17 protein-coding genes are annotated in these 26,581 nt (G+C 63.4%); 11 read left to right on the top strand and 6 right to left on the bottom strand.

The window, feature by feature from the left end:
* Positions 1–80: 80 nt before the first annotated feature.
* From DPM33_RS36030 to DPM33_RS34435, 3 genes are all read right to left on the bottom strand, one after another.
* The gene (locus tag DPM33_RS36030; protein WP_146770380.1) at positions 81–3,098 is read right to left on the bottom strand and encodes an NACHT domain-containing protein; all 3,018 of its coding nucleotides are present in this window, start codon (positions 3,096–3,098) and stop codon (positions 81–83) included.
* Between the two features lie 168 nt (positions 3,099–3,266).
* On the bottom strand, positions 3,267–7,106 hold the full coding sequence (locus DPM33_RS34440; RefSeq protein WP_146770379.1) for a glycosyltransferase: 3,840 nt from the start codon (positions 7,104–7,106) through the stop codon (positions 3,267–3,269).
* A gap of 147 nt (positions 7,107–7,253) precedes the next feature.
* Positions 7,254–9,737 (bottom strand): bifunctional diguanylate cyclase/phosphodiesterase, encoded by a 2,484-nt coding sequence (locus DPM33_RS34435; RefSeq protein WP_245442656.1) that lies wholly within the window; start codon positions 9,735–9,737, stop codon positions 7,254–7,256.
* Between the two features lie 24 nt (positions 9,738–9,761).
* Between DPM33_RS34435 and DPM33_RS36530 the strand changes: the two genes are divergently transcribed.
* The 8 genes from DPM33_RS36530 to DPM33_RS34400 all read left to right on the top strand — a co-directional run bounded on the left by DPM33_RS36530 (position 9,762) and on the right by DPM33_RS34400 (position 21,530).
* Complete coding sequence (locus DPM33_RS36530; RefSeq protein ID WP_167449310.1) at positions 9,762–9,980, top strand: hypothetical protein; 219 nt, start codon at positions 9,762–9,764, stop codon at positions 9,978–9,980.
* Between the two features lie 205 nt (positions 9,981–10,185).
* On the top strand, positions 10,186–10,401 hold the full coding sequence (locus DPM33_RS34430) for a DUF680 domain-containing protein (RefSeq protein WP_112101896.1): 216 nt from the start codon (positions 10,186–10,188) through the stop codon (positions 10,399–10,401).
* Between the two features lie 304 nt (positions 10,402–10,705).
* Positions 10,706–11,677, top strand: coding sequence for an MBL fold metallo-hydrolase (locus DPM33_RS34425; protein WP_112101893.1), 972 nt, complete (start codon positions 10,706–10,708; stop codon positions 11,675–11,677).
* Between the two features lie 36 nt (positions 11,678–11,713).
* Positions 11,714–12,175 carry a tetratricopeptide repeat protein gene (locus tag DPM33_RS34420; protein WP_112101891.1) on the top strand — a complete coding sequence of 154 codons (462 nt, stop codon included), beginning with the start codon at positions 11,714–11,716 and terminating at the stop codon, positions 12,173–12,175.
* Positions 12,176–12,346: 171 nt separating this feature from the next.
* Positions 12,347–12,829, top strand: a complete 483-nt coding sequence (locus DPM33_RS34415) for a DoxX family protein (RefSeq protein ID WP_112101889.1) — start codon at positions 12,347–12,349, stop codon at positions 12,827–12,829.
* 819 nt (positions 12,830–13,648) lie between these two features.
* Entirely contained in the window at positions 13,649–15,184 is a 1,536-nt protein-coding gene (locus DPM33_RS34410; RefSeq protein ID WP_245442654.1) for an efflux RND transporter periplasmic adaptor subunit, read from the top strand.
* 29 nt (positions 15,185–15,213) lie between these two features.
* Entirely contained in the window at positions 15,214–18,315 is a 3,102-nt protein-coding gene (locus DPM33_RS34405) for a multidrug efflux RND transporter permease subunit (protein WP_112101920.1), read from the top strand.
* The gene (locus tag DPM33_RS34400) at positions 18,312–21,530 is read left to right on the top strand and encodes an efflux RND transporter permease subunit (protein WP_112101878.1); all 3,219 of its coding nucleotides are present in this window, start codon (positions 18,312–18,314) and stop codon (positions 21,528–21,530) included. The genes DPM33_RS34405 and DPM33_RS34400 overlap by 4 nt, the downstream gene beginning before the upstream one ends.
* A gap of 27 nt (positions 21,531–21,557) precedes the next feature.
* Here DPM33_RS34400 and DPM33_RS34395 read toward each other — a convergent pair whose 3' ends face one another.
* A complete protein-coding gene (locus DPM33_RS34395; protein ID WP_112101876.1) occupies positions 21,558–22,328 on the bottom strand; it encodes a pyrroline-5-carboxylate reductase in 771 nt (256 codons plus the stop codon).
* 133 nt (positions 22,329–22,461) lie between these two features.
* On the opposite strand from DPM33_RS34395, the gene DPM33_RS34390 reads away from it, so the two are divergent.
* The gene (locus tag DPM33_RS34390) at positions 22,462–22,836 is read left to right on the top strand and encodes a hypothetical protein (RefSeq protein ID WP_112101874.1); all 375 of its coding nucleotides are present in this window, start codon (positions 22,462–22,464) and stop codon (positions 22,834–22,836) included.
* Positions 22,837–22,877: 41 nt separating this feature from the next.
* On the opposite strand, the gene DPM33_RS34385 is transcribed toward DPM33_RS34390, so the two are convergent.
* Positions 22,878–23,168: a muconolactone Delta-isomerase family protein gene (locus DPM33_RS34385; RefSeq protein ID WP_112101872.1), complete on the bottom strand. Its 291-nt coding sequence runs from the start codon at positions 23,166–23,168 to the stop codon at positions 22,878–22,880.
* 118 nt (positions 23,169–23,286) lie between these two features.
* Between DPM33_RS34385 and DPM33_RS34380 the strand changes: the two genes are divergently transcribed.
* On the top strand, positions 23,287–24,177 hold the full coding sequence (locus tag DPM33_RS34380; protein WP_112101870.1) for a LysR family transcriptional regulator: 891 nt from the start codon (positions 23,287–23,289) through the stop codon (positions 24,175–24,177).
* Positions 24,178–24,281: 104 nt separating this feature from the next.
* Here DPM33_RS34380 and DPM33_RS34375 read toward each other — a convergent pair whose 3' ends face one another.
* Positions 24,282–24,893: an LOG family protein gene (locus DPM33_RS34375; RefSeq protein WP_112101868.1), complete on the bottom strand. Its 612-nt coding sequence runs from the start codon at positions 24,891–24,893 to the stop codon at positions 24,282–24,284.
* A 120-nt stretch (positions 24,894–25,013) separates the two neighbouring features.
* Here DPM33_RS34375 and DPM33_RS34370 point away from each other — a divergent pair, with 120 nt between their 5' ends.
* Entirely contained in the window at positions 25,014–26,546 is a 1,533-nt protein-coding gene (locus DPM33_RS34370) for a LysM peptidoglycan-binding domain-containing protein (RefSeq protein WP_112101866.1), read from the top strand.
* Positions 26,547–26,581 lie beyond the last annotated feature (35 nt).

Raw genomic sequence — 26,581 nt, 5'->3', positions numbered from 1 at the left:
GCGGCCAATAAACAGGCCCGCGCATCTGGGCAGTTGGCCGACATGTAAATTACGGCGACGAGAACACGGGAGCCGCTCGACTAGGTGGAGGTATCGTTGGACGAGCGAGAACGCCGCGTTCTACGAGACTCAGGCGATTCTATGCGGCGCAACCAAGTATCGAGTGCGTTCTTGTAGTGAGTGTCGCCTGTCTGTCTAACCAGCGTTTTCAAAACGTTCAGTGGGACAGATAAAATACCTTTTCTTCGCGATTGATGAGGCTCCGTATCTCTTTCGCGCGACAAGCTATCGGCCAGAAGTAAAACGCAGAGCAAAACCTGAGCTTTTCGCTGTCGAACCTTCAAAGCACGACGCGACTGGCTAGCATATAAATACCGAACGGTCATTTCGAGATCCTGATCGATCTCGTCAGCCCATGAAGCCGACGTAATCGGTGCTGTCAGCCTCTCTATCTTCCCTGCCATGATGTCCGACGCCACCACCCCAACAAGCTGCTCGCAGTCGGCAAGATCCGCGTCGTCAACTGAGTGCGGAGTCAGTTCCGCAGACAAAACATATCCGACCTGCCAAACAGCCGAACTAAGTGGTTGGTCGACCGAGCTGGGGATAAGAGGAGAGAGAGACGTCTCAATAAAAGCGGAACCAAATTTTGTATAAAAAAGCAACCTTCGCTCACCGTATAAAAACGCATAGGCTTTTGCAACCAATAGATCATGCTCCGCTAGGTTGCGGAAAAAAGCTTTGTGGCCATTACGAATTTGTTCGAGTGCTCGCCATAGGATACCGGAATGACTGTCTCGATCATGAGCTGGCGCGATACGAAACAAAATACGAGACTTGTAGCCAAGAACATACATACAAAAAAGCATCTCTGGAGAAGAAGCTCCGTGCAAGTATCTCGAAAAAACACTCTCGGCAGCCTTCGTCGTCAACGAAACTCTGGTCTTAGATGTTTGGAATATGGTCCAAATAACAGAAATAGCACCAGGGTTCTCGTGGCTTCCGAGCCTGACCGCCCGTGATACGAGGCGCTCGACAATTGCCAAATACATTGCCTCAGGAATTGTAAGATAATCCAGCGCTCCAGCCACAAACTCAAGTAAAGAAAGCTCTTGAGTCGCCGGGAAAAGCGAGCCGTCCGCGAGTAGTTGCAGGATAGCGTCGCCGGCCTGCCTCGCCTTTCCGCTGTCACGAAAAACCGCCATATGCAGAGCAAGATGAGATATGACGACCCACTCGTTCTTAAGAATATGAGGGATAAGGCGCTCAAGAACAAGTTCAGATATGCTTGAGCTCAGAGAAATCAAATTTCTAGCAAAAAAATATTCAAGAAACGTTCTGTGTGTGAATTTGAACACCCCGCTCCCAACTTCACTCATCACCCATGCGCGGCCCGTCAGAAAATCTACTAACGACTTAGCGGCCCGATGCGCGCTGGCGCGATCGACGTACCAATCTTCAAAATGAGTTCTCAACTCTTGAGTAAGCCACTGTTTAGAAACGCCTTCTTCGTTGGCCGCGTCTCCAAAGGTCCGAGAAGCGACGTATCCAAACACATCTAGCAATTCCATGTCGTCTCGTGGAACATTCTGGGCTACAATGTCGCGTCGTCCGTCCCATTTTTCGAACATTAATGTTGCGCATTCTTTATACACTTCCGGGCGGTTACTTGGTACATCGCCACGGTAAACAAATATTTGAACCATTAGCCCTAACATAAGGGGGTTTTCTCTTAGGTCACCTCCAATCTTGGATGTTTGTCTAATAAATTCCTTCGATTTCTCTACCGCAACTTTTAGACCCTCGCCGCTCACGGCTCGAATTGATTTTGCGCAATACTTGCTTATTTCCTCGGGAGAAAACCGAGCCAAGCCGAAAGCCTCGAAATCATCACACAGAGGGGCATCTCGATAACCCACCAATCGCGATGTCACGAGAACCGGGCAGCCTGCGCAAATTTCAGCAAACTGCTCAATTAGGCCAACAATATTTCGACGCTCTCCTACTTCTAGCACCTCATCCAGGCCATCAAAAATAAGAATTGCTCCCCCCATTGAGAGAGTTACTTGGAGAAATCGACCAGAAAGGTCTTCATCATTATCAAGTGCTAACGTAATTTCGTCGCGAAGGTAGTCAAAGAATGTGTATGAAGGACCTTGCCTGCGTCGAGCCTCAAAGCTTCTCAATACTATTCTTAGCGGTAGCTTTAATTCTTGTGAGTCATATTCTTGTCGAGAGGGACTTGAGTCCTCAAGGATTATTAGGCTCGATAGGTCATTACAAAGCATCTGTGTAAGTGTGGATTTTCCGCCGCCGGGATCTCCCAATATCACTGCACGGTCGAATTGCCTCCTGAACGAAATGTATCCGATACTTTGATCGGAAAACCCAATCTTCGCAGAAGCAATTTCAACCGGAGACAGCGGCGTTAATCTTCCGTGGATCGCCAGATTTTTTAGTCGTAGCTTTTTTGTGCCCTGCAGGGTTTCAACTGCCGTGTATCGGTTTGCGGTATCAATGGAGCGGGCAACTCTAACCCTTGCATCTCGAAGCTCGAGGTAGGAAAGTGGGCCAGCTTTACCCTGCTTTTGTAAAGATGAGCAGACTTGGCCAACCTTCTCCAAAAGGTCGTGATGCTGCGCTCGAATTATTTCCAAGAGCGCGTCATCTTCAACATCGTTCACGCGCTCAAGGCACGCGGCAAAGAGGCCGTCGAATAGTTGCCTCGAGGTGAAGTGTAAATCCACGAACCGGGTGTAAAATTCATCGAAGGGAGAGAAGAGGTGTTCGGGGCTCGATCCGCTTAGCGCGCAGTTGGCCAGAGCCTCTGGTATGACAGTTTTCTTGAGCTCCCTGAGGAAGTCAGAGACATTTCCGTCAAGCTTGCCGTGTGAGTTACCAATGATGCGGGTAAGATCCTGCAGCGCGCTATCGGACTGGCGCTTCCCTGTCGGTTGCGTAGACTGACGGTCTGATAGCGCTTTGTTGACGCGGTCTTTCCGTTTCAATTCTGCGGTCAATGCGTGGAACGGCCGACGAATCGCGTCGAAAACAAGGTTTGAGGCAACCCCAAGGGCCATCTCACCGATTATACTCATATTACTTTCCCCACTGCCGGGCTAGCAGATTACCCCTTTGCTTCTTTAGCCAGTAAACGGCAAGTTAGGAAGAGAGAAATCGTATGAGAGATCAAACTATTAACAACCAGATGTTGCTTGACCTGTTTTAGCAGTGAAAATCAGAGGTACTCTGTTGATAGTGCCTCCTTATCGCGCCCCGCGTTTGGCGAACGGGTTGCGCAGCCAGCGCAGCGGTGCGGTCAAACGCCAGCTATGCGAGGCGAGCATCGCTTCGCGCGCTTTTACCAGGCCTTCTCGTTCCCGGTACAAAGCCTCCCTCTCGCGGTGCAATGCATCCCTTTCGCGCAGCAGCGCCTCTCGCTCGCCTGACAAATCTTGATTCTCGCGACGCAGCCGGTCCCGATCGCCAAGCGCCGCGTCGCGGTCCCGGTGCAATTCGGCAACGAGCGCGTGCAACTGCTCGGCCTGCGTATGGAACTCGGTCAGCCGGCCTTGGAGATCGTCGGCCGACCGCCTTGCGACGGACCGTTCGGCGGCAAACGCCCGCCCCACCAGGGCTGCGGCGCCGTCCAACCGAACGCGAATCTCGTCGAGTTGATCGCGAAGGCCCTGGCTGTCGCCATCGCTCGCCATCGCACGCAATATCGCATAGGCATCGACAACGACCGGCGGAGCATCGGGGTGGTTGCGCAAATCATCGATCGTGCATCGTTCATGATGCAGCTCCTGCGACAGGAAGCTTTCCACTTCGCTCCGGGCCTGCCCTGGCCGGATCGGCCAGGCAAGATCGATTGCCCGCCCGGCTCTCGTCAGCTGGCCTTGCCAGTCGGCAAGAAGATCCTCGTGGAGCATAAAACAGCGCGGCATGTGCCGGGAGTGCAACTCGGCATCGAGAACGTGCCTCAGCCACACCAGCAGCGAGCCGGCCACCGGAAAACCGTCGCGCCGCTCTATCGAATGGGCCACTTCGAGGGGATTGCGGATGGGAAGCAGCGCGACCGTGTCGATCCGCATTTCGGCGAGGATCGATGACATCCATGGCAGGAAACGGCAAATCCGCGGCTCCTTGATGAAGAACAGCGCCTCATCGCCGAACTCGCTTGCCAGGATCCCCTTGATCTTGTGACGATGCCCTCGCGCCGCCCCGGAAGCCATCCAGTCCGGATCGAGCGGCAGCCAGTCGTGCCAGCCGGAACCCGCCGCCGCGAGCAGGTCGTTGGTCGCCGCGTTGAGGCGCAGGCTCTCCCAATACCCTGTCGGGTTGTGGCTGTCCGCGGCCATGAGGCTGTGCGGTCCGGCGGCGCCCAGCGCATTGACCATGCCGCCCAGGATGGAAGTGCCGCTGCGATGCATGCCCAGGATAAGGATCGTTTTTCGCTTCGAATGCGCGGAGCCGGCTTTCTCGTCGGCAGGCTGCGGCTCTTCCCGCAGCGGCAAACGCGCCTGGAGCCATTCGGCGATACCGGCCGGCAGGTCGAGCCTGCCGTCGAATATCGGGTTCGCTTCGTCGGAGCCGGCCGAAAACAGCCCGTGATAGTGGATGTGGACCAGCTTCGCGGGGTCCGGAGCCTTCGTGCCCGCCAGATTGTGCAGCGGAAAATTATGCGTCGCCGGCAAGTGCCGCACAGCATGATTGCCGGCCACGGCCGCCAGCGAGAAAGCCGCCTGGCTGGTTCCCCAAAAGGCGGTTGCCTCGCCGCTCTGGAGGCCCGTGCCGGTCCTGTAGGTCGGCTGGTCGGTGCGCCAGGGCTTCAGCTCCGCCGCCACCAGCTGCCTGAAGATGTCTTCCGTGCGCTGGAACAGGCCGCAGCTTCTGCGGGCGGCGATAAGCCCGCCATTGTAGCTTGCCCGCACGACAGCGGCGCCGTCGCTCGTCCATACGACCGGCAGATGCTCGTAGTCGACGCCGGCAAGCTGGCACAAGTCCCGCCAATAGGGATCGAACGGATCGCCTGGACCCGTCGTGCACATGCCCTTGCTGTCTACCGGGCGCGCCGCCGCCTCGCAGCTTTCGAGCAGAAGAACGGGTTCGCCGATGAAGATTGCGTCGCTGTCGAGCTGGACGATGACCGGCGGTCCCGGCCGGCGTTCGACATATGCGAGCGAATGAACCTTGTAGGAGGGGGCATATTGCGGACAGCAACTGTCGATATCGAGCGGCAGATACTCGACGCCCAACTGCTCCAGCTTCTTGAGCGTCGATGCCGACGGCCGCCGGTCGCTTCTCGGCGAAACGACGATTATTGGACACTGCGAATAGCTGCCGGCGAAAGCGCGGATGCTCTCGCAAAGCAGAAGCGCCTGCGCCTCCAGCACGCCGGCCTCGGCGATCAGAACGAATTCGACGCTTTTGGCCGGACTGTCGGGTAACGACTTTGCAAGAGTGGCGGGCCGTTCCGCCCGGGGGCTTGCCGCTTCCAGCGGCACGGTCTTCTGGATGATGACTTGTTCGCCGCGATAGAGCTCGCGGTATTCCCCTTTGTGCCCCGCGAGGAAAGTATCGACGCCGAGCTTCGGGCGATTGGCCTCGTCGGCGAAGAAGGCCCATTCATAGTCGTCGAAGATGATGAGGCCGTCCTTGTCGATCAATTGCCAGGACGCCACGGCGTCGGCCAGCACGTCGGCGCTGTGGTGGCTGCCGTCGATATAGATCAGGTCGAAGCGGCGCCGTTCGGCGATGAGACCGGCCAGCGCCGCCGAAGACATGGCCTTCAGCTTTTCGAACCGACCCTGGAACTCGGCGAGATTGAAGTCGAAGCGCTGCTCGATATGCGCCAGCTGATTTGACCATTTGAGGCGAAGCGCATGCTCGGCGCTGCCTTCGAAACTGTCGATACAGGTCAGGCGGCACGAGGCGAGATAGCGCAGGAAGAAGATCGCCGAGCGGCCCTCCCACGATCCGATCTCGAGCACGTCGAGCGGCTCTTCGCGCCGCGCCGCAAGCAACGTCGCCCATACCGGGAAGAACCGCGACGTCCAGTCGGTGGACAGGACCTTGCCGTCGAACCAGCTTGCGAAGTCGGCGTCCATCGTTCCCGCTCTTGTTCCGTCGGGCGGTTCGACCCGCTTGGACGCCTCTTCGAGCCTGAGCGGCGGGCGGGCGAGCATCCGTGCCATGATCTGGCCTTCGAGTTTGCGCGCTGCCGCCGCATCGTCGGCGCGCTCGAAGGGTCCCGAGCGTGCGAGAAAGGCCCTGAGCACCTCGAGCAGCTTCCGGTAGGCCTCTGCCCGTCGCTCGACGGAGATGTCCGTGCCGCGGATGAAGTCGGTCAGGTCACGCGCGAAGGCATCGTCGTAGAGGTCATAGGCCAGTCCAAGACGCGCCCAGGATGCCTCGCGGATAGGATGCGTGCGATGGCGCGCGTTCGTGGCGTTGGCCACCGTCAGCCCTTGCGTGTTGACCCTGTAGCGCGTCAGCGGCTCGGCCAGGTTGCGTGCCCGGCAGAGCGGCAGCATGTCGTACCACAGATAGTGGTCCTGGGAGACGAGCTCATGCACCCGATAGGTGCCCGCCGCTTCGAACAGGCTTTTGCGATAGGCGACCGCCGAATGGTAGAACGGACAATGAAACAGGATCGTCCAGCGGATTTCGAGGTCGGTTTCAGGCATGGGCTGGGCCCCGACGACACGGTCCGCTTCATCGATCAGCGTCACCGCGCTGCCGACGAGGCCGAGCTCGCTGTCCTCGTCGAGCGCCGCCACCAGGCGCGCCACATGCGCGGGTTCGGCGATATCGTCTGAATCCAGGCGCACGATGATGTCGCCGCGCGCCGCTGCGATGCCGCGGTTCGCCGCGGCCGCCGTGCCGCGATTGGTCAGATTGGTCAGGATCCTGATGCGCGGATCGCGCCGCGCCAGCGCCTCGAACACCTCGCCAAAGCCGCTGGCGTCATCGACGATGATCAGCTCGAGGTCGCTGAACTCCTGGGTGAGGATGCTGTCGACCGCCGCATCAAGGAACCGCTGGTCGGTATAGGCCGTCATCACGACGGATACGCGCGGAACATGTTGTCGTTCAGTCGCCACTGCAAGCACGTTCCCGGTTGGCCCTTCCGAATAGCCAACTATGCCCGGCACCGCAAATGCAAACCGTCCGAGGGCAGCCTGCAGGCCGGCCCCGAAAAGGCCTGGCCGCAATCGACGTCCGCGCACGTGACTGTGCCCTTCCGGTGCCTAGCCCGTGGCCAGCCATTTGCGCGACAGCGCGAAGGTCCTGAGGGATTCTGCGTCCATCGGACGCCCGAAGGCGTAGCCCTGCAGAATATCGCAGCCAAGCTCCTTCAGGATGCGCGCATGCTCCATCGTCTCGACGCCTTCCGCCACCACGCCAATGCCGAGCGATTTGCCGATCTCGATGATCGACGACACCAGCCGCCGCTGCGCCGCCGAGTCGGTTATCGGCGTGACGAGCTGGCGATCGATCTTGAGGCGGCGCGGCTGCAGTTTGAGCAGGCTGACGACGGATGCGTAGCCTGTGCCGAAATCGTCGATCTCGATGTCGATTCCCAGTTCCTTGATGTGCTCGATGTTCCAGGCGACAAGATCGTCATTCTCGTCGAGGAAGATCGACTCCACGAGCTCGAACGAGACGGTCCCCTCCTTGATCGCCAGCTTGCGCAGGCCGTTGATCAGGTCTTTGTCCTCCAGCCGCCGCGCCGAGACGTTGACCGATGCGCGCGGGATGTTGAGCCCGTCGAGCGACCAGCGCCGGAAATTCTCGAGGGTCTGTTCGAGGATGGTCCGGTCGATCAGCGAGACCACGTTCAGTTCCTCGGCCACCTTGAGGAAGGCGTCGGGGGCGAGGATGCCGCGCCGTGGATGGCGCCAGCGCGACAGCGCCTCGACACCGACGATCTCGAGCGTCTTGGCGTCGAACTGCGGCTGGTAGTAGGCGATGAACTCGTTGCGCTCCAGTCCGCCGAGAATCTCGTCGGCGGTCTGCTTGGTCTTGACGATCTCGCTCTGCAGCTCTTCGTTGAAGAACTCATAGCGGTTGCGCCCGCGGCTTTTGGCCCGGTAGAGCGCGAGATCGGCATTGACCAGCAGTTGCTTCGCATCGACGCCGCTGGTGGCCGCAATCCCGATGCTGACCCCAAACCGGCATTGGTGACCCTTATAGTCGACGGGCTGGCGTAGCTTTTCGATGATGCGGTCGGCGAGCGCGGCGAGCTCGTCATCCGTGCGTCTCTGGCACACCACGATGAACTCGTCTCCGCCGATGCGTGCCACGAAGTCGCTCGCCCGGGCATTGGCCTTGATGACCTTCGAGACATGCATGAGCATCGCGTCGCCCGCCGCGTGGCCGAGTGTGTCGTTGATGTGCTTGAAGCGGTCGAGGTCGAGATGCAGCAAAGCGGTGCGATCCTCGTGCGCACCGGCCAGCATCTCGTCGAGGTAACGGCGATTGGGCAGGCCGGTCAGCGAATCGTGCAGCGCCACATGTTCGATACGCGCCTTGGCGGTCTCGAGTTCGGCATTCTTCGATTCCGACAATTGCCGTTCACGCACCAGATTCTCGTTGAGCAGGACATCGCTAGTCACGTCCCACTCGGCGCCGATCATCTTCGGCGTGTCGCCGACATCCTGCAGGAAGTTTGCCCGGGTGCGCACATGGCGGATGGTGCCGTCGGGAAGGAGAAGGCGGTATTGCGAGGAATAGCGGCCCTGGGTCGCGGCCGCGGCATCGAAGTCGTCCCTTGCGCGCTCCAGATCGTCGGGATGGATGGCCAGCGCCCAGTCGTCGAAGCCGCGTCCCTTGCCGTCGGCTACCCGGCCGTAAATCTCGTTGACGCGGTCGTCCCACAGGAGTTGCGAGGTGGCAAGGTCATGCTCCCAAACGCCGATGCCCGAGGCGTCGAGCGCAAGCTCGAGCCGTTGCGACAGCCGCCGCAATTCCGCGTAGTTCTTCTGCCGCTCGCCGAACAGCCAGCCGGCGACGAGGATGGGCAGCACCACCAGGGCGCCGGCCAGCGCCATCGTCGCGCGCAAGGCCGCCTCGTTCTTCGGCGTGGCCGGCCAGCCACGTTTCGGCGTCGCCGACAATTGCCAGGAACCCACCGGCAGTGCGACTTCGGCCGTCACCGGGTTGCCGTTGACGACGTTCTCGCTGCCGAAGAAGCGCTGGCCGGCGCCGCCCAGCGCGTCCTTGCCTGTCAGGGCGACCTCGATATCCAGATCCGGATCGGTGAGGCCGCTTGCGGCGTAGAGCCGGTCGACATCGATAACCGCCGAGATGATGCCCCAGAACCGATCGTCACCGCCCGCGGTCGGCACGAAAATCGGAATCCGGCCGATGAAGCCCAGACCTCCTTGTGCGAGGTCCACCGGACCGGCCAGCACCAGGGCGCGCTGGTCGCGCGCCCGCAGCGCCGCCATGCGCTGCCCTTCATTCTTGCGGTAGTCGAGCCCGAGCGCCTTTTCGTTTCCCTTCATAGGATACATCAGCGAAATCACGAGGTCGGGCGCGCCGGCAATGTTGCGCAGCTGTGATTTCTGCTTGAACAGGTTCGCGGCAAGCGACGCGAATCGCTGTTGGCCCATATACGGCTCGGTCATCACCGCTGAAGCCAGGCCCTGCACCAGCTGCAGGTTGCCGTTTATGTTTCCTTCGAGCTTGGCGCGGATGATGCTGACCTTGGCGAGCACGTCGGCGCGCATCAGCTGGTCGGAGACTTTTCTGTTTTGCTGGTCGACGAAGAGGGCGCAGATCGCGAGCACAAAAACGGCGATCGCCGCCGGCAAGTTGGCGGAAGAGAAAACGGCCTGTCTGATACGGCCAATATTGAAGCCCGTCCTGATCAATGCGAGCCGAATGCCTCTGCTGGACAAAATCCATCGGTCGAAAGTGCTTCAGCTAAAACTTCCATGCCGGCGTCAAAGTTGCGTCACAAGCAGCCTTGAAGCTTACTTTCGGCCCACAAACTGAAGCCATCCTTAATGTTGGCCAAGAAGCCGCGCCTGCCGTTTCTTCCAGAAAAATATCGATTTTCTATTGTCGCAAAAAAATCTCGCGCATCCCGGGAATAAAGCCCGGGCCTTCCGGGTCTTGCTTGTAGCGAGGCCATCCTCCCAAGGCACGCATCAACCAACCCGGAAGGACCCCAACATGAAGAGAACCGTGTTTGCCACAGCCGCCATCCTCGTTGCCACCGGCAGCGCATTTGCCGGCAGCGACCACTTCTCCACGGCTGGCCAGCAGGCCGCCATTGTCGACACTACGTACACCGCTTCGATCGCGAAACCCGACATGGACCGCCACGACATGAAGCCGGCTGCCAAGATCGCTGCGGATGAGCCCGGCCAGGGCATTTGGGGTCGCTAGGCAGGCGGGACCGAAGGTCCTCGCCCAAGGAGTTCAGCGGTCGAAGGTTTCGGTTCCGAGAGGGAAGGCACGCCCTCGCCGTAACCGGGAGCCAGAGACGCTGATCTCCTCGGCGCCGGCCGGCCTTCAGTCGGACCGGCCGGCTCCGGTTTCCGCAGCCGGCGGAGGGTCGCACCGGGCCCTCCGCCATTCCCCGCATGTCGCCCAAAAGTGTGTAGCGGTTTTGGGGAAACGACATGCGGCAATCAATGAACCACCGCCTGAAACCTGACGCAAACGCGCAAGCCACAAGAGGAGATTTCTGATGTTCAACATGACACGCCGCATGGTGCTCGGATCAGCCGCCGCCGCTGCCGCTTTCGGCATTGCCGGCAAGCTCGAGTTCGCGCCCGCGGCTCACGCCGAGACCCCGGTCGAGCCGCTGGTCGGCTTCTACAAATACAAGGTCGGTTCGCTCGAGGTCACTGCCGTCTATGACGGCATCTGGCGCAAGCCGCACGACCCGGCCTTCATCAAGGACGTGTCGGTCGACGACACCAAGGCGGCGCTCGCCAAGGCGGGGCTGACCACCGAGTTCATGCCGATCCCGCTGACCGTCGTCGTGCTCAAGATGAACGGCCGCACCATCATGATGGATGCCGGCTCCGGCGTCGGCCAGTGGCAGGCCAACGCCACGCACCTGCCGGCCAACATGAAGGCCGCCGGCATCGACTACAAGGCCATCGACACTGTTCTGATCTCGCATTTCCACCCGGACCATGTCTGGGGCCTGATGGAGAAGGGCAGCAACGACCCGGTGTTCCCGAATGCCGAGCTGATCGTCAATGCCACCGAGTACAATTGGTGGACCGATCCGAGCCGGCTCGCCAAGCTGCCGGAAGGCCGCAAGCCCGCCGGCAAGCGCATCGCCGAGAACTTCCCGAAATGGAAGAACTGGAAGCTGGTCGACGACGGCGCCGAAGTGGTGCCCGGCATCCGCATCATGGCGGCGCCCGGCCACACGCCCGGCCACTCCGTCTATCATGTCGACGCCGGCGCCGAGCAGTTCCTCGTCTCGGCGGACACCATGTACGTGCCGGCCCTGCTCGCCCCGCATCCCGAATGGCAGGGCGCCTACGACCAGGACGGGCCGATGGCGATTACCACGCGCCACCGGATCATCGACCAGGTGATCGCCGACAACGTCCGCATCTGCGGCTCGCACTTCCCGTTCCCCGGCACCGGCAGCTTCGTCAAGGACGGTAACGCCTATGCCTTCACCCCAACCGGGATCTGATCTGAATCGGATCCTGAGCAGAAAGCGACAACGCACATGAAACACGCACTTTTCGCGGTGCTCGGCGCCATTGCGGTCTTGACCGCGGCCCCGATCGCCATCGCCGTTCCGGCCTATGCCGTCGACGACATCGAAGGCGCCGACGCGCCGGACCTGACGGCCGTGAAGGCCAAGATCGAGGCTAAGGACTACAAGGGCGCGCTGGCCGACCTGCGCGATCTCGCACAGGACACCCAGCAGGCCGACGTCTACAATCTGCTCGGCTTCACGCTGCGCAAGACCGGCGACTACCAGACCTCGCTCACCTACTACACCAAGGCGCTGGAGCTTAAGCCCGACCACAAGGCGGCGCATGAATATCTGGGCGAGCTCTATGTCGAGACCGGCGACATGGCCAAGGCCAACGAGCAGCTTGCTTCGCTGCAAAAACTCTGCCCGGCCGGCTGCGAGGAGCTTTCCGACCTCAAGCAGGCCATCGACACCAAGGTGACGAAGTAGACCGACGCGGCCCGTAGGGCTCGCTTTTTTGGGCGCCACGGCGGTAGCGCCTGAAAACCGGAGCCGGCGTTCTCTCCCTCGCGCCGGCTCCGACCTTTTTCAACATCGAGCGCGGGCGCGTGTCCACCGGGACGCGCGGCGCCTGCCTGTTTCCAAGGACTGGAGCCGACCATGACACCGACCGAACTCGCCGAAAAGCTGCACGCCAGGGACGTCGTCCTGCTCGCCGGCCGACTGCTTCTGTCCCTGATCTTCGTGCATGAGGGCTTGCAATTGTCGACCCATTTCGAGGGCGCTCAAAAGGCCATGGCCGCGCTCGGCGTCGGCACGCCGCTGCTCGTCGCCACCATCCTGCTGCAGCTCGGCGCCGGCCTGTCGGTGGCCTTGGGCATACTGGCGCGGCTGGGCGCAGTCGGGCTCGGCCTGTTCTGCCTGATGACGGCAAGCCTCTTCCACACCAATTTCGCCAGCCAGAACGAGTTGCTGCACTTCGAGAAGGACCTCGCCATCGCCGGCGGCATGTTCATCCTGGCGCTGAGCGGCGCGGGCAGGCTGTCGGTAGACAGGATGTTGGTCGGGTTCGCGAAGGGCACCAAGATTGTTCCGCCCGTTGAGCAGCATCTGTCGATGGATGAGACGAGCCTGCCGGTATGATGGGAAGTCGACCGCCCTCGTCACAACCACACCCGTAATCCCACCATCCACCAGCGGCGTCCCGCGTCCGACGCCAGGAAGACCGCCGCGCCGGCCAGTTTTTCCACATCGCCCCATCGTCGTATGGGGGGCGGCCGGTGAGAGCGAGGTCCTTGCCCGTGTGCGAGCTCACCCGTGCCGGATGAATCGATCAGGCCGGGACGCGCCTGTCGTCCCGGCCTGCTTTGTGTCGGCGGCTAATGCAGGTAGCCCAGCAGCCAAAGGATGAGAATTACGGGCAAAGGAATCCCGATAAGCCAAAGCAATCCGCCTCGCAGCATGACGATCTCCAGAATGTCGTTATGTGAGGCAACGCTAACGCGCAGGCTTTGTTCCCCTGGGCAACCTGCTGTGCGTTGGCGATTGGCGGATAGTCACAACTTCGCGAGAATCTTCCGGCAGATTTGGAGGTGGTGGCCACCCGATCCGGTGCAGCATCACATTGCCACTAGTGGCTCGGGCCTGGCCTCTTAAGGCCTTGTGGCCATTTGTCTAAAAGCGATGAATGGTATTGTCTGCCGAAGCCGATTTTTCGTCGGGAAACGGCGTGTTTTTCTCGCGACTTGACGGTATTTTTTCGGCTCTAACCCATTCAATTCCTTACAAGAATTTAATGTGTGTTGGAATTGCGCGGCAAAATCCATGCCCCTATGCTTCCGTCAAGATCGCGACCTTTGCACGTGCCCTGAGCATGTCTGAACGGCGCGATCGGTGACGGTTCGGCGGCGGCTCCGCGCGGCGAACCTTTGCCTGATGCGGCTCGAAGGACAGGTGAGAGACGTGGACGACGAAGTCGTCAGCCGGCGCAAGCTGCGCAGCAAGCCCGCGCGGCCTAGCGAGCCTTTGGCCGAGGTCCGGCCGGTGGTCGCGCGCCGTTCGCGGCGCGGCTGGATCGTTGCGCTGCTCGTCGTCGTGGCGGCGGCCGGGGCCGCGTTCTGGCTGCATCCCGTCCAGGTCCGCCAGCAGGGCGGCCTTCGCGGCGGCCGTTTCCGTGGCGGCGATCAGGCGCAGCCGGTTGCCGTCGCGCCGGTCACGCAGGCCGATATCCCGATCGTGCTCGAGGCGCTGGGCACCGTGACGCCGCTGTCGACCGTGACGGTGCGCGCGCAGGTGAGCGGCCAGATCACCCAGATCGCCTTCACCGAGGGGCAGAACGTGAAGAAGGGCGACTTCCTCGCCCAGATCGACGACCGCACGCTGACGGCCTCGCTGCATCAGTGGCAGGGTCAATTGGAGCACGACCAGGCGCTGCTCGCCGATGCTAGGCTCGACCTCGATCGCGACCTCAAGCTAACCTCCAACGCCATCACCCAGCAGGCCGTCGACCTGCAGCGCGCCACCGTCCAGTCCGACGAGGGCACGGTCATGTCCGACCAGGCGCAGATCGAGGCCGTTGAGGTCAACATCGCCAACAGCCACATCACGGCGCCCGCCGACGGCCGCATCGGCCTGCGCCTCGTCGACCAGGGCAACTATGTCACGCCGGGCGACGGCACCGGTATTGCGGTGATCGCTCAGATGTCACCGATGTCGGTGTTGTTCTCGCTGCCCGAGGACAGCCTGGCGCAAGTGCTGGAACAGACGCACGGTAATGCCGGTCTCAAGGCCAGCCTGTTCGACCGCAACGATACGAAGCAGATCGCCGAAGGCACGCTGCAGACGATCGACAATCAGATCGATCCGACCACTGGTACTGTCAAGCTGCGCGCCGTTTTCCCCAATGCCGACGGCGCGCTCTACCCCAACCAGTTCGTCAACGTGCATCTCCTGGTGCGCACGCTGACCGGCATCAATGTGCTGCCCAACGCCGCCATCCAGCATGGCGCGCCCGGCACCTTCGTCTATCAACTCAAGGGCGACGGCACCGTCTCGGTGAAGACCGTTTCGCTCGGGCCGGGCAATGCCACCGTCACGCAGCTTCTGTCCGGCCTGGCGCCAGGCGCCAGAGTCGTGGTCGATGGCGTCGACCGGCTGAAGGACGGCGCCAAGGTCATCGTGCCCGACAACAGCGCCGTACCGGCCGCCGGCGGAAACAGCACCGCGCCAACCCCTGGCGGGAATGGTGCCGCAACGCCGCCGCAAGCGCCGCCCGCCGGCACCGGCAACGACGCGCCGGCCGCCAATTCCGGCGGCGCACCGGCGATGTCGAACGGCCAGGGCAACGGCTCGGCGGGCGCGGACGCGGCGGACGATGCGCCCGGCCGCAAGCAGGGTCATCGCCGTCACCATGACGGCAACGGCCATCGCCGCGACGGCGGTGCCGGCAATGCTGGCGCGGCCGACAATGGCGGCGGCGGCACCGGCGACGGCCAATGAGCGCGCCCAGCGGTCTGGTTTCCGGCTGGCTGAACCCGTCGCGGCCGTTCATCCTGCGGCCGGTGGCGACCACGCTGATCATGGCGACCATCCTGATCGTCGGCATGATCGCCTATCTGTTCCTGCCGCTCTCGGCCCTGCCTGAGGTCGATTATCCGACGATCCAGGTTCAGACCTTCTATCCTGGCGCCAGTCCCGAGGTGATGACCACCTCGGTTACCGCGCCGCTCGAGCGGCAGTTCGGCCAGATGCCGGGACTGGAGCAGATGTCGTCGGGCTCCTCCGCCGGTGCTTCGGTGATCACGCTGCGCTTCAGCCTCGACCTCAGCCTCGACATTGCCGAGCAGGAGGTGCAGGCGGCGATCAATGCGTCGGGCAATCTTTTGCCGGCCGACCTGCCGGCGCCGCCCATCTACGCCAAGGTCAATCCGGCCGACGCGCCGATCCTGACCCTGGCGATCACTTCGAAGACGCTGCCGCTGACGCAAGTCGAGAATTATGCCGAGACGCGGCTGGCACAGAAGATCTCGCAGCTTCCCGGCGTCGGCCTGGTCTCGATCTCCGGCGGCGAGCGGCCGGCCGTGCGCGTGCAGGTCAAGCTCAAGGCGCTCGCCGCCATGGGTCTCAACATCGACGATCTGCGCACCACCATCGGCACGCTCAACGTCAACACGCCGAAGGGCAGCTTCGACGGGCCGGCGCGTTCCTACACCATCAACGCCAACGACCAGGTCGCCGACCCCAAGACCTATGCCGACATGGTGATCGCCTATCGCAACGGCGCGCCGGTGCGGCTGGGCGAGGTGGCCGACATCATCGAAGGGCCTGAGAACTCCAGGCTGGGCGCCTGGGAAAACCGCACGCCGGCGATCATCCTCAACATCCAGCGCCAGCCCGGAGCCAACGTCATCCGCGTCGTCGACGGCGTGAAGGCGCTCCTGCCGCAGTTGCGCGCCGGGCTGCCCGCGGCGCTCACCGTCGAGCCGCTGACCGACCGCACGACGACAATCCGCGCCTCGGTCGACGACGTCGAGTTCGAGCTGGCGATGGCCGCGCTCCTGGTCGTGCTCGTCACCTTCCTGTTCCTGCGCAACATCCCGGCGACGATCATCCCGAGCCTCTCGGTGCCGCTGTCGCTCGTCGGCACGTTCGCGGTGATGTATCTGTGGGGCTTCAGCCTCGACAATCTGTCACTGATGGCGCTGACGATCGCGTCGGGCTTCGTCGTCGACGACGCCATCGTCATGATCGAGAACATCTCGCGCTTCATCGAGCATGGCGACGACCCGGTGACAGCGGCGCTCGAAGGCTCCGCCCAGATCGGCTTCACCATCATCTCGCTCACCGTCTCGCTGATCGCGGTGCTGATCCCGCTTCTGTTCATGGGCGACGTGGTCGGCCGCCTCTTCCACGAGTTCGCCATCACCTTGGCCATCGCCATCGTCATCTCGGCCATCGTCTCGCTCACCCTGGTGCCGATGCTGTGCGGCAGGCTTTTGAAGCCGCCGGCCGAGCGCAAACCGAGCGCGCTGGCGCGCTGGAGCGAAGGCGCCTTCGATGCGATCGCGAACGGCTACGCCGCCGCGCTCCGCTGGGTGCTGGACCGACAGGCGCTGACCTTGCTGGTGGCGGTCGCGACGCTGGCGCTCACCGTCTATCTCTACAGCGCCGTGCCGAAGGGTTTCTTCCCGGTGCAGGACACCGGCGCCATCTCGGCCATCACGCAAGCCGCGGGCTCGGCTTCCTATGCCGACATGGCGGCGCATCAGCAGGCGCTGGCCGACGCGATCCTCAAGGACCCCGACGTTGCCAGCCTGTCGTCTTTCATCGGCGTCGACGGCCAGAACATGACCGCCAACAGCGGCCACATGCTGATCAATCTGAAGCCGCGTGACGAACGCCAGGCGGACGCCGGCGCCATCATCCGGCGGCTGACGCAGGAAACCGCCGGCGTCACCGGGATAGCGCTGCACATGCAGCCGGTGCAGGACCTGACGGTCGATTCCACTATCAGCGCTTCGCAATACCAGTATGTGCTGCAGGATTCCGATCCGGTCGAGCTGGCGGCGTGGACGTCGAAACTCACCGACAGGCTGTCGGCGTTGCCCGAGCTCGCCGATGTCGCGAGCGACAGCCAGCAGAGCGGGCTTGCCGTCGACGTCACCATCGACCGCGCCACGGCGGCGCGTTTCGGCATCACGCCGGCGACCGTCGACAACGCGCTCTACGACGCCTTCGGCCAGCGCATCATCTCGACCATCTTCACCCAGGCGAACGAATATCGCGTCATCCTCGAGGCCGATCCTTCGGTCGGCCAGACGCCGGCCTCGCTGGGCTCGATCTACCTGCCGTCCTCGGGCTCGGGCCAGGTGCCGCTGTCGGCGATCGCCAGCATCAATGTCCGCCAGGCGCCGCTCCTTGTGAACCATCTGGCGCAGTTCCCGGCCGCGACCATCTCCTTCAACCTGGCGCCCGGCGTCTCGCTCGGCGATGCGACCGCGGCGATCACCGCCGCCGAGCGGGACATGCAGCCGCCGGCCGGCCTGACGACCGGCTTCCAGGGCGCGGCGCTGGCGCTGCAGAGCTCGCTGTCGAACGAGTTGCTTCTGGTGCTGGCGGCGGTCGCCACCGTCTATGTCGTGCTGGGCGTGCTCTATGAGAGCTTCATCCACCCGCTGACCATCCTGTCGACGCTGCCCTCGGCAACCGTCGGTGCGCTGGTGGCATTGATGCTCGCCGGCCATGATCTCGATGTCATCGGCATCATCGGCATCGTGCTGCTCGTCGGCATCGTCAAGAAGAACGCCATCATGATGATCGACTTCGCGCTGCAGGCCGAGCGCCTGCAGGGGCTCGATCCGCGCGAGGCGATCTACGAGGCGTGCCTGCTGAGACTCCGCCCGATCCTGATGACGACGTTCGCCGCGCTCTTCGGCGCGCTGCCGCTGCTGGTCGGCGGCCTGGCCGGCTCCGAGCTGCACCAGCCGCTCGGCATCACTATCGTCGGCGGGCTGATCGTCAGCCAGGTGCTGACGCTGTTCACCACGCCGGTCATCTACCTCGCCTTCGACCGGTTGACGCGGCGCGGCTCCGGCGCCGTCGAAGCCTCCGCCGGCGGGTCCGCGCCGTGAACCTCTCGGCGCCGTTCATCGCGCGACCGGTCGCCACCACGCTGTTCGCGATCGGCCTCGCCGCCGCGGGCCTGATCGCCTATTTCAATTTGCCCGTGGCGCCGCTGCCCAAGGTCGACTTCCCCACCATCTCGGTGCAGGCCTCGATGGCGGGCGCCAGCCCGGACACGATGGCGACCGATGTCGCCGCGCCCCTGGAGCGCCATCTCGGCCAGATCGCCGGCGTTTCCGAGATGACCTCGCGGTCGGGCACCGGCTCGACCAATGTCGTGCTGCAATTCGATCTCGACCGCGACATCAACGGCGCGGCGCGTGACGTCCAGGCCGCGATCAACGCCGCGCGCGCCGACCTGCCGTCGGACCTGCGCAGCAACCCGACCTATCGCAAATACAATCCCGCCGACTCGCCGGTGATGATCCTGGCGCTGACCTCGCGCACGCTGACGCCCGGCCAGCTCTACGATGCCGCCGCGACCGTGCTGCAGCAGCGCCTGTCGCAGGCCGAGGGCATCGGCAATGTCGACCTCGGGGGCTCGTCGCTGCCGGCGGTGCGTGTCGAGCTCAATCCCGGCGCGCTGTTCCATTACGGCATCGGCCTGGAGGATGTCCGGGCAGCGCTTGCGTCGGCCAACGCGCGCAGCCCGAAGGGTTTCGAGGAAGAGGGCGCGCTGCGCTACCAGCTCTACACCAACGACCAGGCAAGCCACGCCGCCGATTTTCGCGACCTCGTCATTGCTTGGCGCAACAACGCGGCGGTCAGGCTTCGCGACATCGCCGATGTCGAGGATTCCGTCGAGGACGTGCGCAATCTCGGCCTCGCCAATGGCGAGCCGGCGGTGCTTCTGGTGCTCTACCGCGAGCCCAACGCCAACATCATCGAGACCGTCGACCGCGTCCGTGCGCTGATCCCGACGTTGCAGGCCTCGGTGCCGGCGGATGCGCGGCTCAGCATCGCCACCGACGGCTCGACCACCATTCGCGGCTCGCTGCACGACACCGAGCTGACGCTGGTACTGGCGGTGATGCTCGTCATCCTCGTCGTGTTCTGTTTCCTGCGCGACTGGCGCGCGGCGCTGATCCCGAGTGTCGCGCTGGTCGTCTCGATCCTCGGCACCTTCGGCGCGATGTATCTGCTCGGCTTCACGCTCGACAATCTGTCGCTGATGGCGCTCACCATCGCCACCGGCTTCGTCGTCGATGACGCCATCGTGGTGCTCGAAAACATCACGCGTCACATCGAGGAGGGCACGCCGCGCGGCAGGGCGGCGCTGGTCGGCGCCAAGGAGGTCGGCTTCACCGTTCTCTCGATGAGCGCCTCGCTGGTCGCCGTCTTCCTGCCGATCCTTCTGATGGGTGGCATACTCGGCCGACTGTTCCAGGAATTCGCGCTGACGCTGTCGCTGTCGATCGCCATTTCACTGGTGTTGTCGCTGACGGTGACGCCGATGATGTGCGCGCATTTCCTGCGCCCGGGCGCGAGCCCGTCGGCCAGGCGCTCGATCCTGGCCCGCTTCGGCGAAGGCGTTTTCGAGCGCGTCCGCGCCTTCTATGGCCGCTCGCTCGGCTGGTCGCTCGACAATTCGGAAATCATGCTGGTGGTGCTTTTCGCGGCCATCGTCTTCAACGTCTATCTCTACACGGTGGTGCCGAAAGGCTTCTTCCCGCAGCAGGACACCGGCGAACTGATGGGCGGGTTGCGCGCCGACCAGGCGATCTCCTTCCAGCTGATGCGGCAGAAATTCGAGCAGCTGGAAGCGATCCTGAAGAGCGACCCGGCGGTCGAGAACGTGGTCGGCTATATTGGCGGCCGGCAGACCAATTCCGGCTTCGTCCAGGTCGCCCTGAAACCCAAGGGTGAACGCGCGCCGTTGCAAGTGGTGCTGACGCGGCTGCGCGCGCAGCTCGGGCAGTTGCCCGGCGCGCAGCTCTTCCTTAATCCGCGCCAGGAGATCAGGGTCGGCGGCCGCCAGAGCCTGGCGACCTACCAGTACACGCTGCAGGCCGACACGACCGCCGATCTCGACCAATGGACGCCGAAGCTGGTCGATCTCCTGAAGCAGGCGCCCGAGATCACCGACGTCAACTCCGACCGCGACGAGGCCGGACTCGAAACCAATATCACGGTCGACCGCGAGAGCGCGGCCAGGCTCGGCCTGACCCCGGCCAGCATCGACGCCACGCTCTACGACTCCTTCGGCCAGCGCCAGGTGTCGACCATCTTCAACGCCCGCAACCAGTACCATGTCGTCATGGAGGTGGCGCCGCGCTATCTGCAGGATCCGAGCGCGCTGAACGGCATCTATGTCAGCACGTCCGGCGCCACCGCCAGCGGCACGCAGCAGACCAACGCGCTGGCCGGCAGCCTGACGAGCTCGCTGCGGAACCAGGCGAACAACGCCATCGCCGTGACTGGCCATGGCAGCGCGTCGAGCGGCGCTGCCGTCAGCACCGCGACCGAGAAGATGGTGCCGCTCTCCGCCTTCAGCACCTATGGCTCGGCGACCATGCCTTTGTCGGTCAACCACCAGGGCCACTTCGTCGCCACGACGATCTCGTTCAATCTCGCCGACGGCGCGACGCTCGGTGACGCTTCGGCCGCGATCGACCGCGCTATGGCAGAGCTGAAGATGCCGGTGTCGATCCATGGGTCGCTCGCCGGCACCGCGCTCGCCTTCCGCGCCAACCTGCTCAATGAATTGCTGTTGATTGCCGCGGCTTTAGCCACGATCTATGTCGTGCTCGGCGTGCTCTATGAAAGCTATGTCCACCCGATCACCATCCTGTCGACACTGCCTTCGGCCGGCATCGGCGCGCTGCTCGCGCTCATCGTCACCGGTATGGAGTTCGACGTGATCTCGCTGATCGGCATCATCCTGTTGATCGGCATCGTCAAGAAGAACGCCATCATGATGATCGACATGGCCCTGCAGGCCGAGCGGCTGGAGGGGCTCTCGTCCCGCGCGGCCATCCACAAGGCGAGCGTCCAGCGCTTTCGACCGATCATGATGACGACCTTCGCCGCATTGCTCGGCGCGCTGCCGCTGGCGATCGAGACCGGCACCGGCGCCGAATTGCGCCAGCCGCTCGGCGCGGCGATCGTCGGCGGCCTCATCGTCTCACAACTTCTGACGCTCTACACCACGCCGGTCGTTTATCTGTATCTGGACCGCCTCAGCACGCGGAAACCGTCGCTGCGGCTAGCGCCGGCCGAGTGATCGGCATCGCTGCTTGGGCTCCGCCGGCTACTTGCCCACGACGCGCTGGTGCACGCGCTCCAAGCTCTCCGCGAAGGCCTCGAAGGTTCCGCGCTCGGTCAGCTCGCGCAGCACCTGCTCGTTGATGCCGCCGCGCGTCGCATAGTCCTGCGCAAGATGCATGAAATCTTCGTCTGGTGCGGTGTCCGGCGCGTTGGCCAGCGCCTTGTAGATGCTGGTGATGTAGTCGCGGGCCTTGTCGCCCGGAACGCCCTGGCCGCGCGCCCAGGCGTGGATCGTGTCGAGATATTTGAAATAGCTGGCATAGGTGGCGGTGACGACGCTGAGCGCGTCGAACTCGCTCTGATCCTCGACCTCGATCACGCCGCCCAGCCTGCCGAAGAACGTCGCCACAATCGGGTCCGGCGGGCAGATGATCGTCGCGCCTTGCAGGCGGGCGATCATCGGCATGGGCAGGGCCTTGCCGACATGCCTCGCCGGCGCCACGAGCCCGGCGATTTCCTCGCGCGACACGGTGACGATCAGGCTGACGACATGATGATCCGGCCGGAACCGCAGCTCCCGCAGCACCTCACGGGCGATCTGCGGCCGCACCGCCAGCATGACGGTGTCGCATTGGTCGAGCACGGCCTGGTTGTCGGCGGCAATGCGCACATCCGGGTAGCGCGCGGCAAGCTCTGCGGCGATCTCCTCGTTGCGCGGCGAGACCACCACCGGCGTTGTCTCGCCCGGCAGCGACTTCAGCCCGGTGACGATGGCCGAGCTCAAAGCGCCCGTGCCGACAAAACCAAGTTTCATTGAGTTCTCACCGCGTCTGTTTTGATCGCTGCCGACAATAGCGACGGTTCCGTTGCCGGCAAGGGGAGGGGCCGTTACGCGCAATTAAGGCGGGACTGGTAGATTCCGCCGCGTTCGGTCGGGGAATGTGGCCATGAGCCAGCGCGCGTTCATCTCTTTGCTCATCTTGCTGGCGGTGCTCGTCGCACTGTCAGCGACATCGTTCCCGGGCGCGATGATCGGCTTCCTGTTCGGCATCACCATCGCCTTCTTCGTCGCCGGGCCAGCCATGCTTATCGGCAAGGTGCTCGAGAACAACGGCATGGCGATATCCGGTGAGACGGCCCTGTGGCTGCTCGCCGGTTTTTACGCGCTGCTTGTTCTCTTCGCGGCATTCCAGAGCTGGCGCCGGCTGCAGCGCCAGGAGCCCGACCAGGCGCGATCGGCGGGGCTGCGGCTGGCGCTGCTGGTCGCGTTGCCTATGATGGCATGGCTGTCGGTGAACGCGATGCAGGACGCCTGGCCCTGAGGCTGCCGCGTCCGCGGCAGCCTTCACGCACAAAGCTTTTCTCAGCGCTTCGGCCCGAAACCCGGATAAGGATTGAGCGGCACGATCGCCGCGATGTCCATCATGCCGGCCTCGATCAGTGGCAGCGTGGCGAGGTGGCCGCGCACTTCGGCGTCGTCGGCCGCCTCGAACATGATGCCTGTGCCGGGGATGTCTCCGCGGTTCCATATCTGGCGCACGGCACCTTGCGCGTAAAGCGTCTTGCGCTGTTCGGATTCGGGCGGCAGCAGCGGCGCGAAGTCGGCATCGCTGAACTTCTGGGTGTTGCGGGTGAGCAGGGCAAAGAACTGCATGGCGGTCTCCTTTGTGGCTGGGTTGATGCCGGGAGATATCGCGCTAACTGGCCAGACTGTCCAAGACTGATTAAGCTATCGTTGAGACCTTCGAGGTCTTAAGCTGTAGGAGCGAAAAATGCTCGACCTGCGTCAGATAAGATATTTCGTTGCCGTCGCCGAAGCCGGCAATGTCGGCCGCGCCGCCGAGCTGTTGCACATCTCGCAGTCGCCCTTGAGCCGGCAAATCATCCAGCTCGAGGAGCAGCTCGGCGTCACTTTGTTCGAGCGGGCGAAGCAGCGCGTCCATCTCAACGCCGAGGGCAGGGCCTTCCTCGCCGAAGCCCGTGCGTTGCTTGCCAATGCGGCGCGCCTGGAAGAGCTCGGCCGCAACCTCGCCAACGGCGCGGCAGGCAGCCTCGCCATCGGCTATGTCGAGGGTGCTGTGCATTCCGGACTGGTCGCCGACATGTTGCGGGATTTCCGCCGCGCGCGGCCGGATTTCCATCTGCAGCTGCGCAGCCGCCGGACGGCGGCGCAATTCGAGGATCTGCGGCAGCGCGCCCTCGATCTCGGCTTCGTCTATGCGCCGGCGCCGGAGGGCGATCCCGATCTCGAAAGCACCTTGGTGCGGCGCGAGCCGCTGATGCTCGCAATGCCGGTAGGCGATCCGCTGGCCGGTGTCGCCGACATCCAGCCCGCCCAGCTCGACGGCCGCGTCTGGATCACCGTCGTGCGTCAGCCTGGCGACACCAACCGCGCGCAGTTCCTGGCGGCCTGCGCCGAATCCGGCTTCGTGCCCGACATCGCCTACGAGACCAACGACCCGTTGACCTCGCTCGGCCTGGTCAGCGCCGGCCTCGGCCTAGCCACGGTTCAGGAAAGCCTGCGCCGCGCCGCGCCCCCCGGCGTCGTCTTCCGCGACCTGCCCTGGTTCAAGCGCAGCGTGTCGATCCATCTGGCATGGCGAAGGCAGGATCGCAGGGTGGTGATTGGGGATTTGAGGGAGGCGGTGAATAGTGAATGGTGATTAGTCAGTGGCTGGTAGCAAGTAGTGAATAGTGAATAGTGAATAGTGAATAGTGAATAGTAGACAGATATCGCTCCACATGATCTGTCGCTTCACTATTCACTCTACATCTTGTCGATCACCGCCCTCACACCCTCTGTCGGCGCATCGACCGACGATCCGGCCACCATGATGGCGGCGACGATCGCTTCGGGGTCGTTGACCACCAGCGGCTTCACGCGCTGCGCGGTGTGGATGAAGCCTTCGGCCGTCATGTGCTCGATCAGCGCCAGCAGCGGTTCCCAGAAACCCTTGACGTTGGCGAAGACGATCGGCTTGCGATGATGGCCGAGCTGCGCCCAGGTCATGATCTCGACGATTTCCTCCACCGTGCCGATGCCGCCGGGCAACGCCACAAAGGCGTCGGATTTTTCGAACATACTGTGCTTGCGCTCGTGCATGTTGTCGGTGATCAGCAATTCGTCGAGCTTGTCGAGCGCGGTTTCGGTCGCTTCCCTGTTGATCAGGAAGCGCGGGATGATGCCGGTGACCTTGCCGCCGGCCTTGAGCGCGCCATCGGCGACGGCGCCCATGATGCCCTTGGTGCCGCCGCCGTAGATCAAGCGCAGTCCGGATTTGGCAAGCGAGCGGCCGAGCGTATGGCCCGCCTTGATATAGGCCTCGTCGCGGCCCGGAGACGAGCCGCAATAGACGCAGACGGATCGAATCGTGTTCATGGCGACGATTGGTGATAGGGACGATCGGCGGGGTCAAGCCCAGGGGCGGGCTTTTTCTTGTCGGACTCAGCAAAACACGCTAGACCGGGCGTTAGGTGGCTAAGGGGGCAATACGGAATTATGGCTATCAATCCTTCTAAGGCGTTTTTGTTCGCGGCGGGCGGCGTTGTCGTCGTCGCGGCGGTCGCCTACGGGTCGGGCGCGCTCGACCCATATATCAAGCAGAAGCCGGCGCAGGTCGCGGCATTGCCGCAAGGCGATGCGAAACCGGCTGAATCCTCGACCACGAGCACCGAGGGCCGCGTACCCCAGGCTCCCGCAAACACGATGGCTCCGGCCAACACCATGGCGCCCGCCAACAAGATGGCGCCCGCCAATACCATGGCATCCGCCAACAACGCGAACGCTCCCGCCGCTCAGGCGCCTGCCGCCGCGGCCGGCCCGACGCTGCCCACCTTCGATGTCGTGCGCGTCGAAGGCAATGGCTCGATCGTCGTCGCCGGCAGCGCCGCGCCCAACGCCAAGGTCGAGATCCTGAATGGCGGCACGGTACTCGGCTCTACCGATTCCGGCCCCGACGGCGCCTTCGCCATCGTGCTCGACGATCCGCTGAAGCCCGGCGACTACACGATCACGCTGCGCCAGACGGTTGGCGGCACGGCCGTCGCTTCGGCCCAGACCGCCGTCGTGTCTGTGCCGCAGAGCCCGACCGGCCAGGTGCTGGCCATGGTCGAGGAGCCTGGCAAGGCCGCGCAACTGATCACTGTGCCGCAGGCCGAGACCAAGCCGGCCGCCTCCGGCCAGGCGGCAGCACAAGCTCCGGCAACAAACGCGCCGGCTGCGTCCGACACCGCCGCGACTGCGCCCGCGACGGGCGACCAGGCGGCCGCGCCGGCTGCTGCGGCGGAGCCCAAGATCGCCGTCGAAGCGGTCGAAATCGACGGCAGCAAGATCTTCGTCGCCGGCACCGCCGACCCTGGTCGCAAGGTGCGCGCCTATGCCGACGCGATCCTGCTCGGCGATGCCAAGACCTCGGCCGACGGCCATTTCCTGATCGAAGCGGCGCGCGACATTCCGGTCGGCAGCTACACCATTCACGTCGACGGCCTGGACGATGACGGCGCCAAGGTCGTCGCCCGCGCCGCCGTGCCGTTCGAGCGCGAACCCGGCGAGTCGATCGCCGCCGTCGCCCCCAGCGAGACGAAGACCGGCGAGGCCAAGCCGGCCGAGACCAAGCTCGCACAGGTCCAGGGCGCCGGGTCCCTGGCCACGCAAGCCAAGTCGGCCGAGGCGCCCGCGACTTCTGCAACCGCTGAAACCAAGCCGGCCGGAACGGCAGAGGCTCCGGCCAAGGTCGCGGAAGCGACGCCCGCGACCGACGTGCCCGAGACGGTCGCGCCGAAGCTCGAACATGCTGACGGCGCCGTGATCATCCGTCGCAACGACACGCTCTGGCGCATCTCGCGCCGCGTCTACGGCCACGGCACGCGCTTCTCGACCCTCTATCTCGCCAACAAGGACCAGATCCGCGATCCCGACCGCATCTGGCCCGGCCAGGTGTTCAAGGTGCCTTCGACGTCGAAGGAGGGCGAGGCCGCCGACATGAGGGCCATGGGCGAGCAGATGACGGCCGCGCCGCCGAAGACGGAGTAGAATGGCGATTGGCCGATCTCCCCCATGGGGGAGAT

Origin of the sequence: Mesorhizobium hawassense, assembly GCF_003289945.1 — a bacterium.
Taxonomy (GTDB): Bacteria; Pseudomonadota; Alphaproteobacteria; order Rhizobiales; family Rhizobiaceae; genus Mesorhizobium; species Mesorhizobium hawassense.
This window is presented reverse-complemented; position numbering and strand designations above follow the sequence as displayed.

Excerpts from the sequence above, each read along its gene's own strand:
- DPM33_RS36030 (WP_146770380.1), bottom strand. The coding sequence starts at position 3,098 with ATGAGTATAATCGGTGAGATGGCCCTTGGGGTTGCCTCAAACCTTGTT.
- DPM33_RS34435 (WP_245442656.1), bottom strand. The coding sequence starts at position 9,737 with ATGCGCGCCGACGTGCTCGCCAAGGTCAGCATCATCCGCGCCAAGCTC.
- DPM33_RS34430 (WP_112101896.1), top strand. The coding sequence starts at position 10,186 with ATGAAGAGAACCGTGTTTGCCACAGCCGCCATCCTCGTTGCCACCGGC.
- DPM33_RS34425 (WP_112101893.1), top strand. The coding sequence starts at position 10,706 with ATGTTCAACATGACACGCCGCATGGTGCTCGGATCAGCCGCCGCCGCT.
- DPM33_RS34420 (WP_112101891.1), top strand. The coding sequence starts at position 11,714 with ATGAAACACGCACTTTTCGCGGTGCTCGGCGCCATTGCGGTCTTGACC.
- DPM33_RS34415 (WP_112101889.1), top strand. The coding sequence starts at position 12,347 with ATGACACCGACCGAACTCGCCGAAAAGCTGCACGCCAGGGACGTCGTC.
- DPM33_RS34395 (WP_112101876.1), bottom strand. The coding sequence starts at position 22,328 with ATGAAACTTGGTTTTGTCGGCACGGGCGCTTTGAGCTCGGCCATCGTC.
- DPM33_RS34390 (WP_112101874.1), top strand. The coding sequence starts at position 22,462 with ATGAGCCAGCGCGCGTTCATCTCTTTGCTCATCTTGCTGGCGGTGCTC.
- DPM33_RS34385 (WP_112101872.1), bottom strand. The coding sequence starts at position 23,168 with ATGCAGTTCTTTGCCCTGCTCACCCGCAACACCCAGAAGTTCAGCGAT.
- DPM33_RS34380 (WP_112101870.1), top strand. The coding sequence starts at position 23,287 with ATGCTCGACCTGCGTCAGATAAGATATTTCGTTGCCGTCGCCGAAGCC.
- DPM33_RS34375 (WP_112101868.1), bottom strand. The coding sequence starts at position 24,893 with ATGAACACGATTCGATCCGTCTGCGTCTATTGCGGCTCGTCTCCGGGC.
- DPM33_RS34370 (WP_112101866.1), top strand. The coding sequence starts at position 25,014 with ATGGCTATCAATCCTTCTAAGGCGTTTTTGTTCGCGGCGGGCGGCGTT.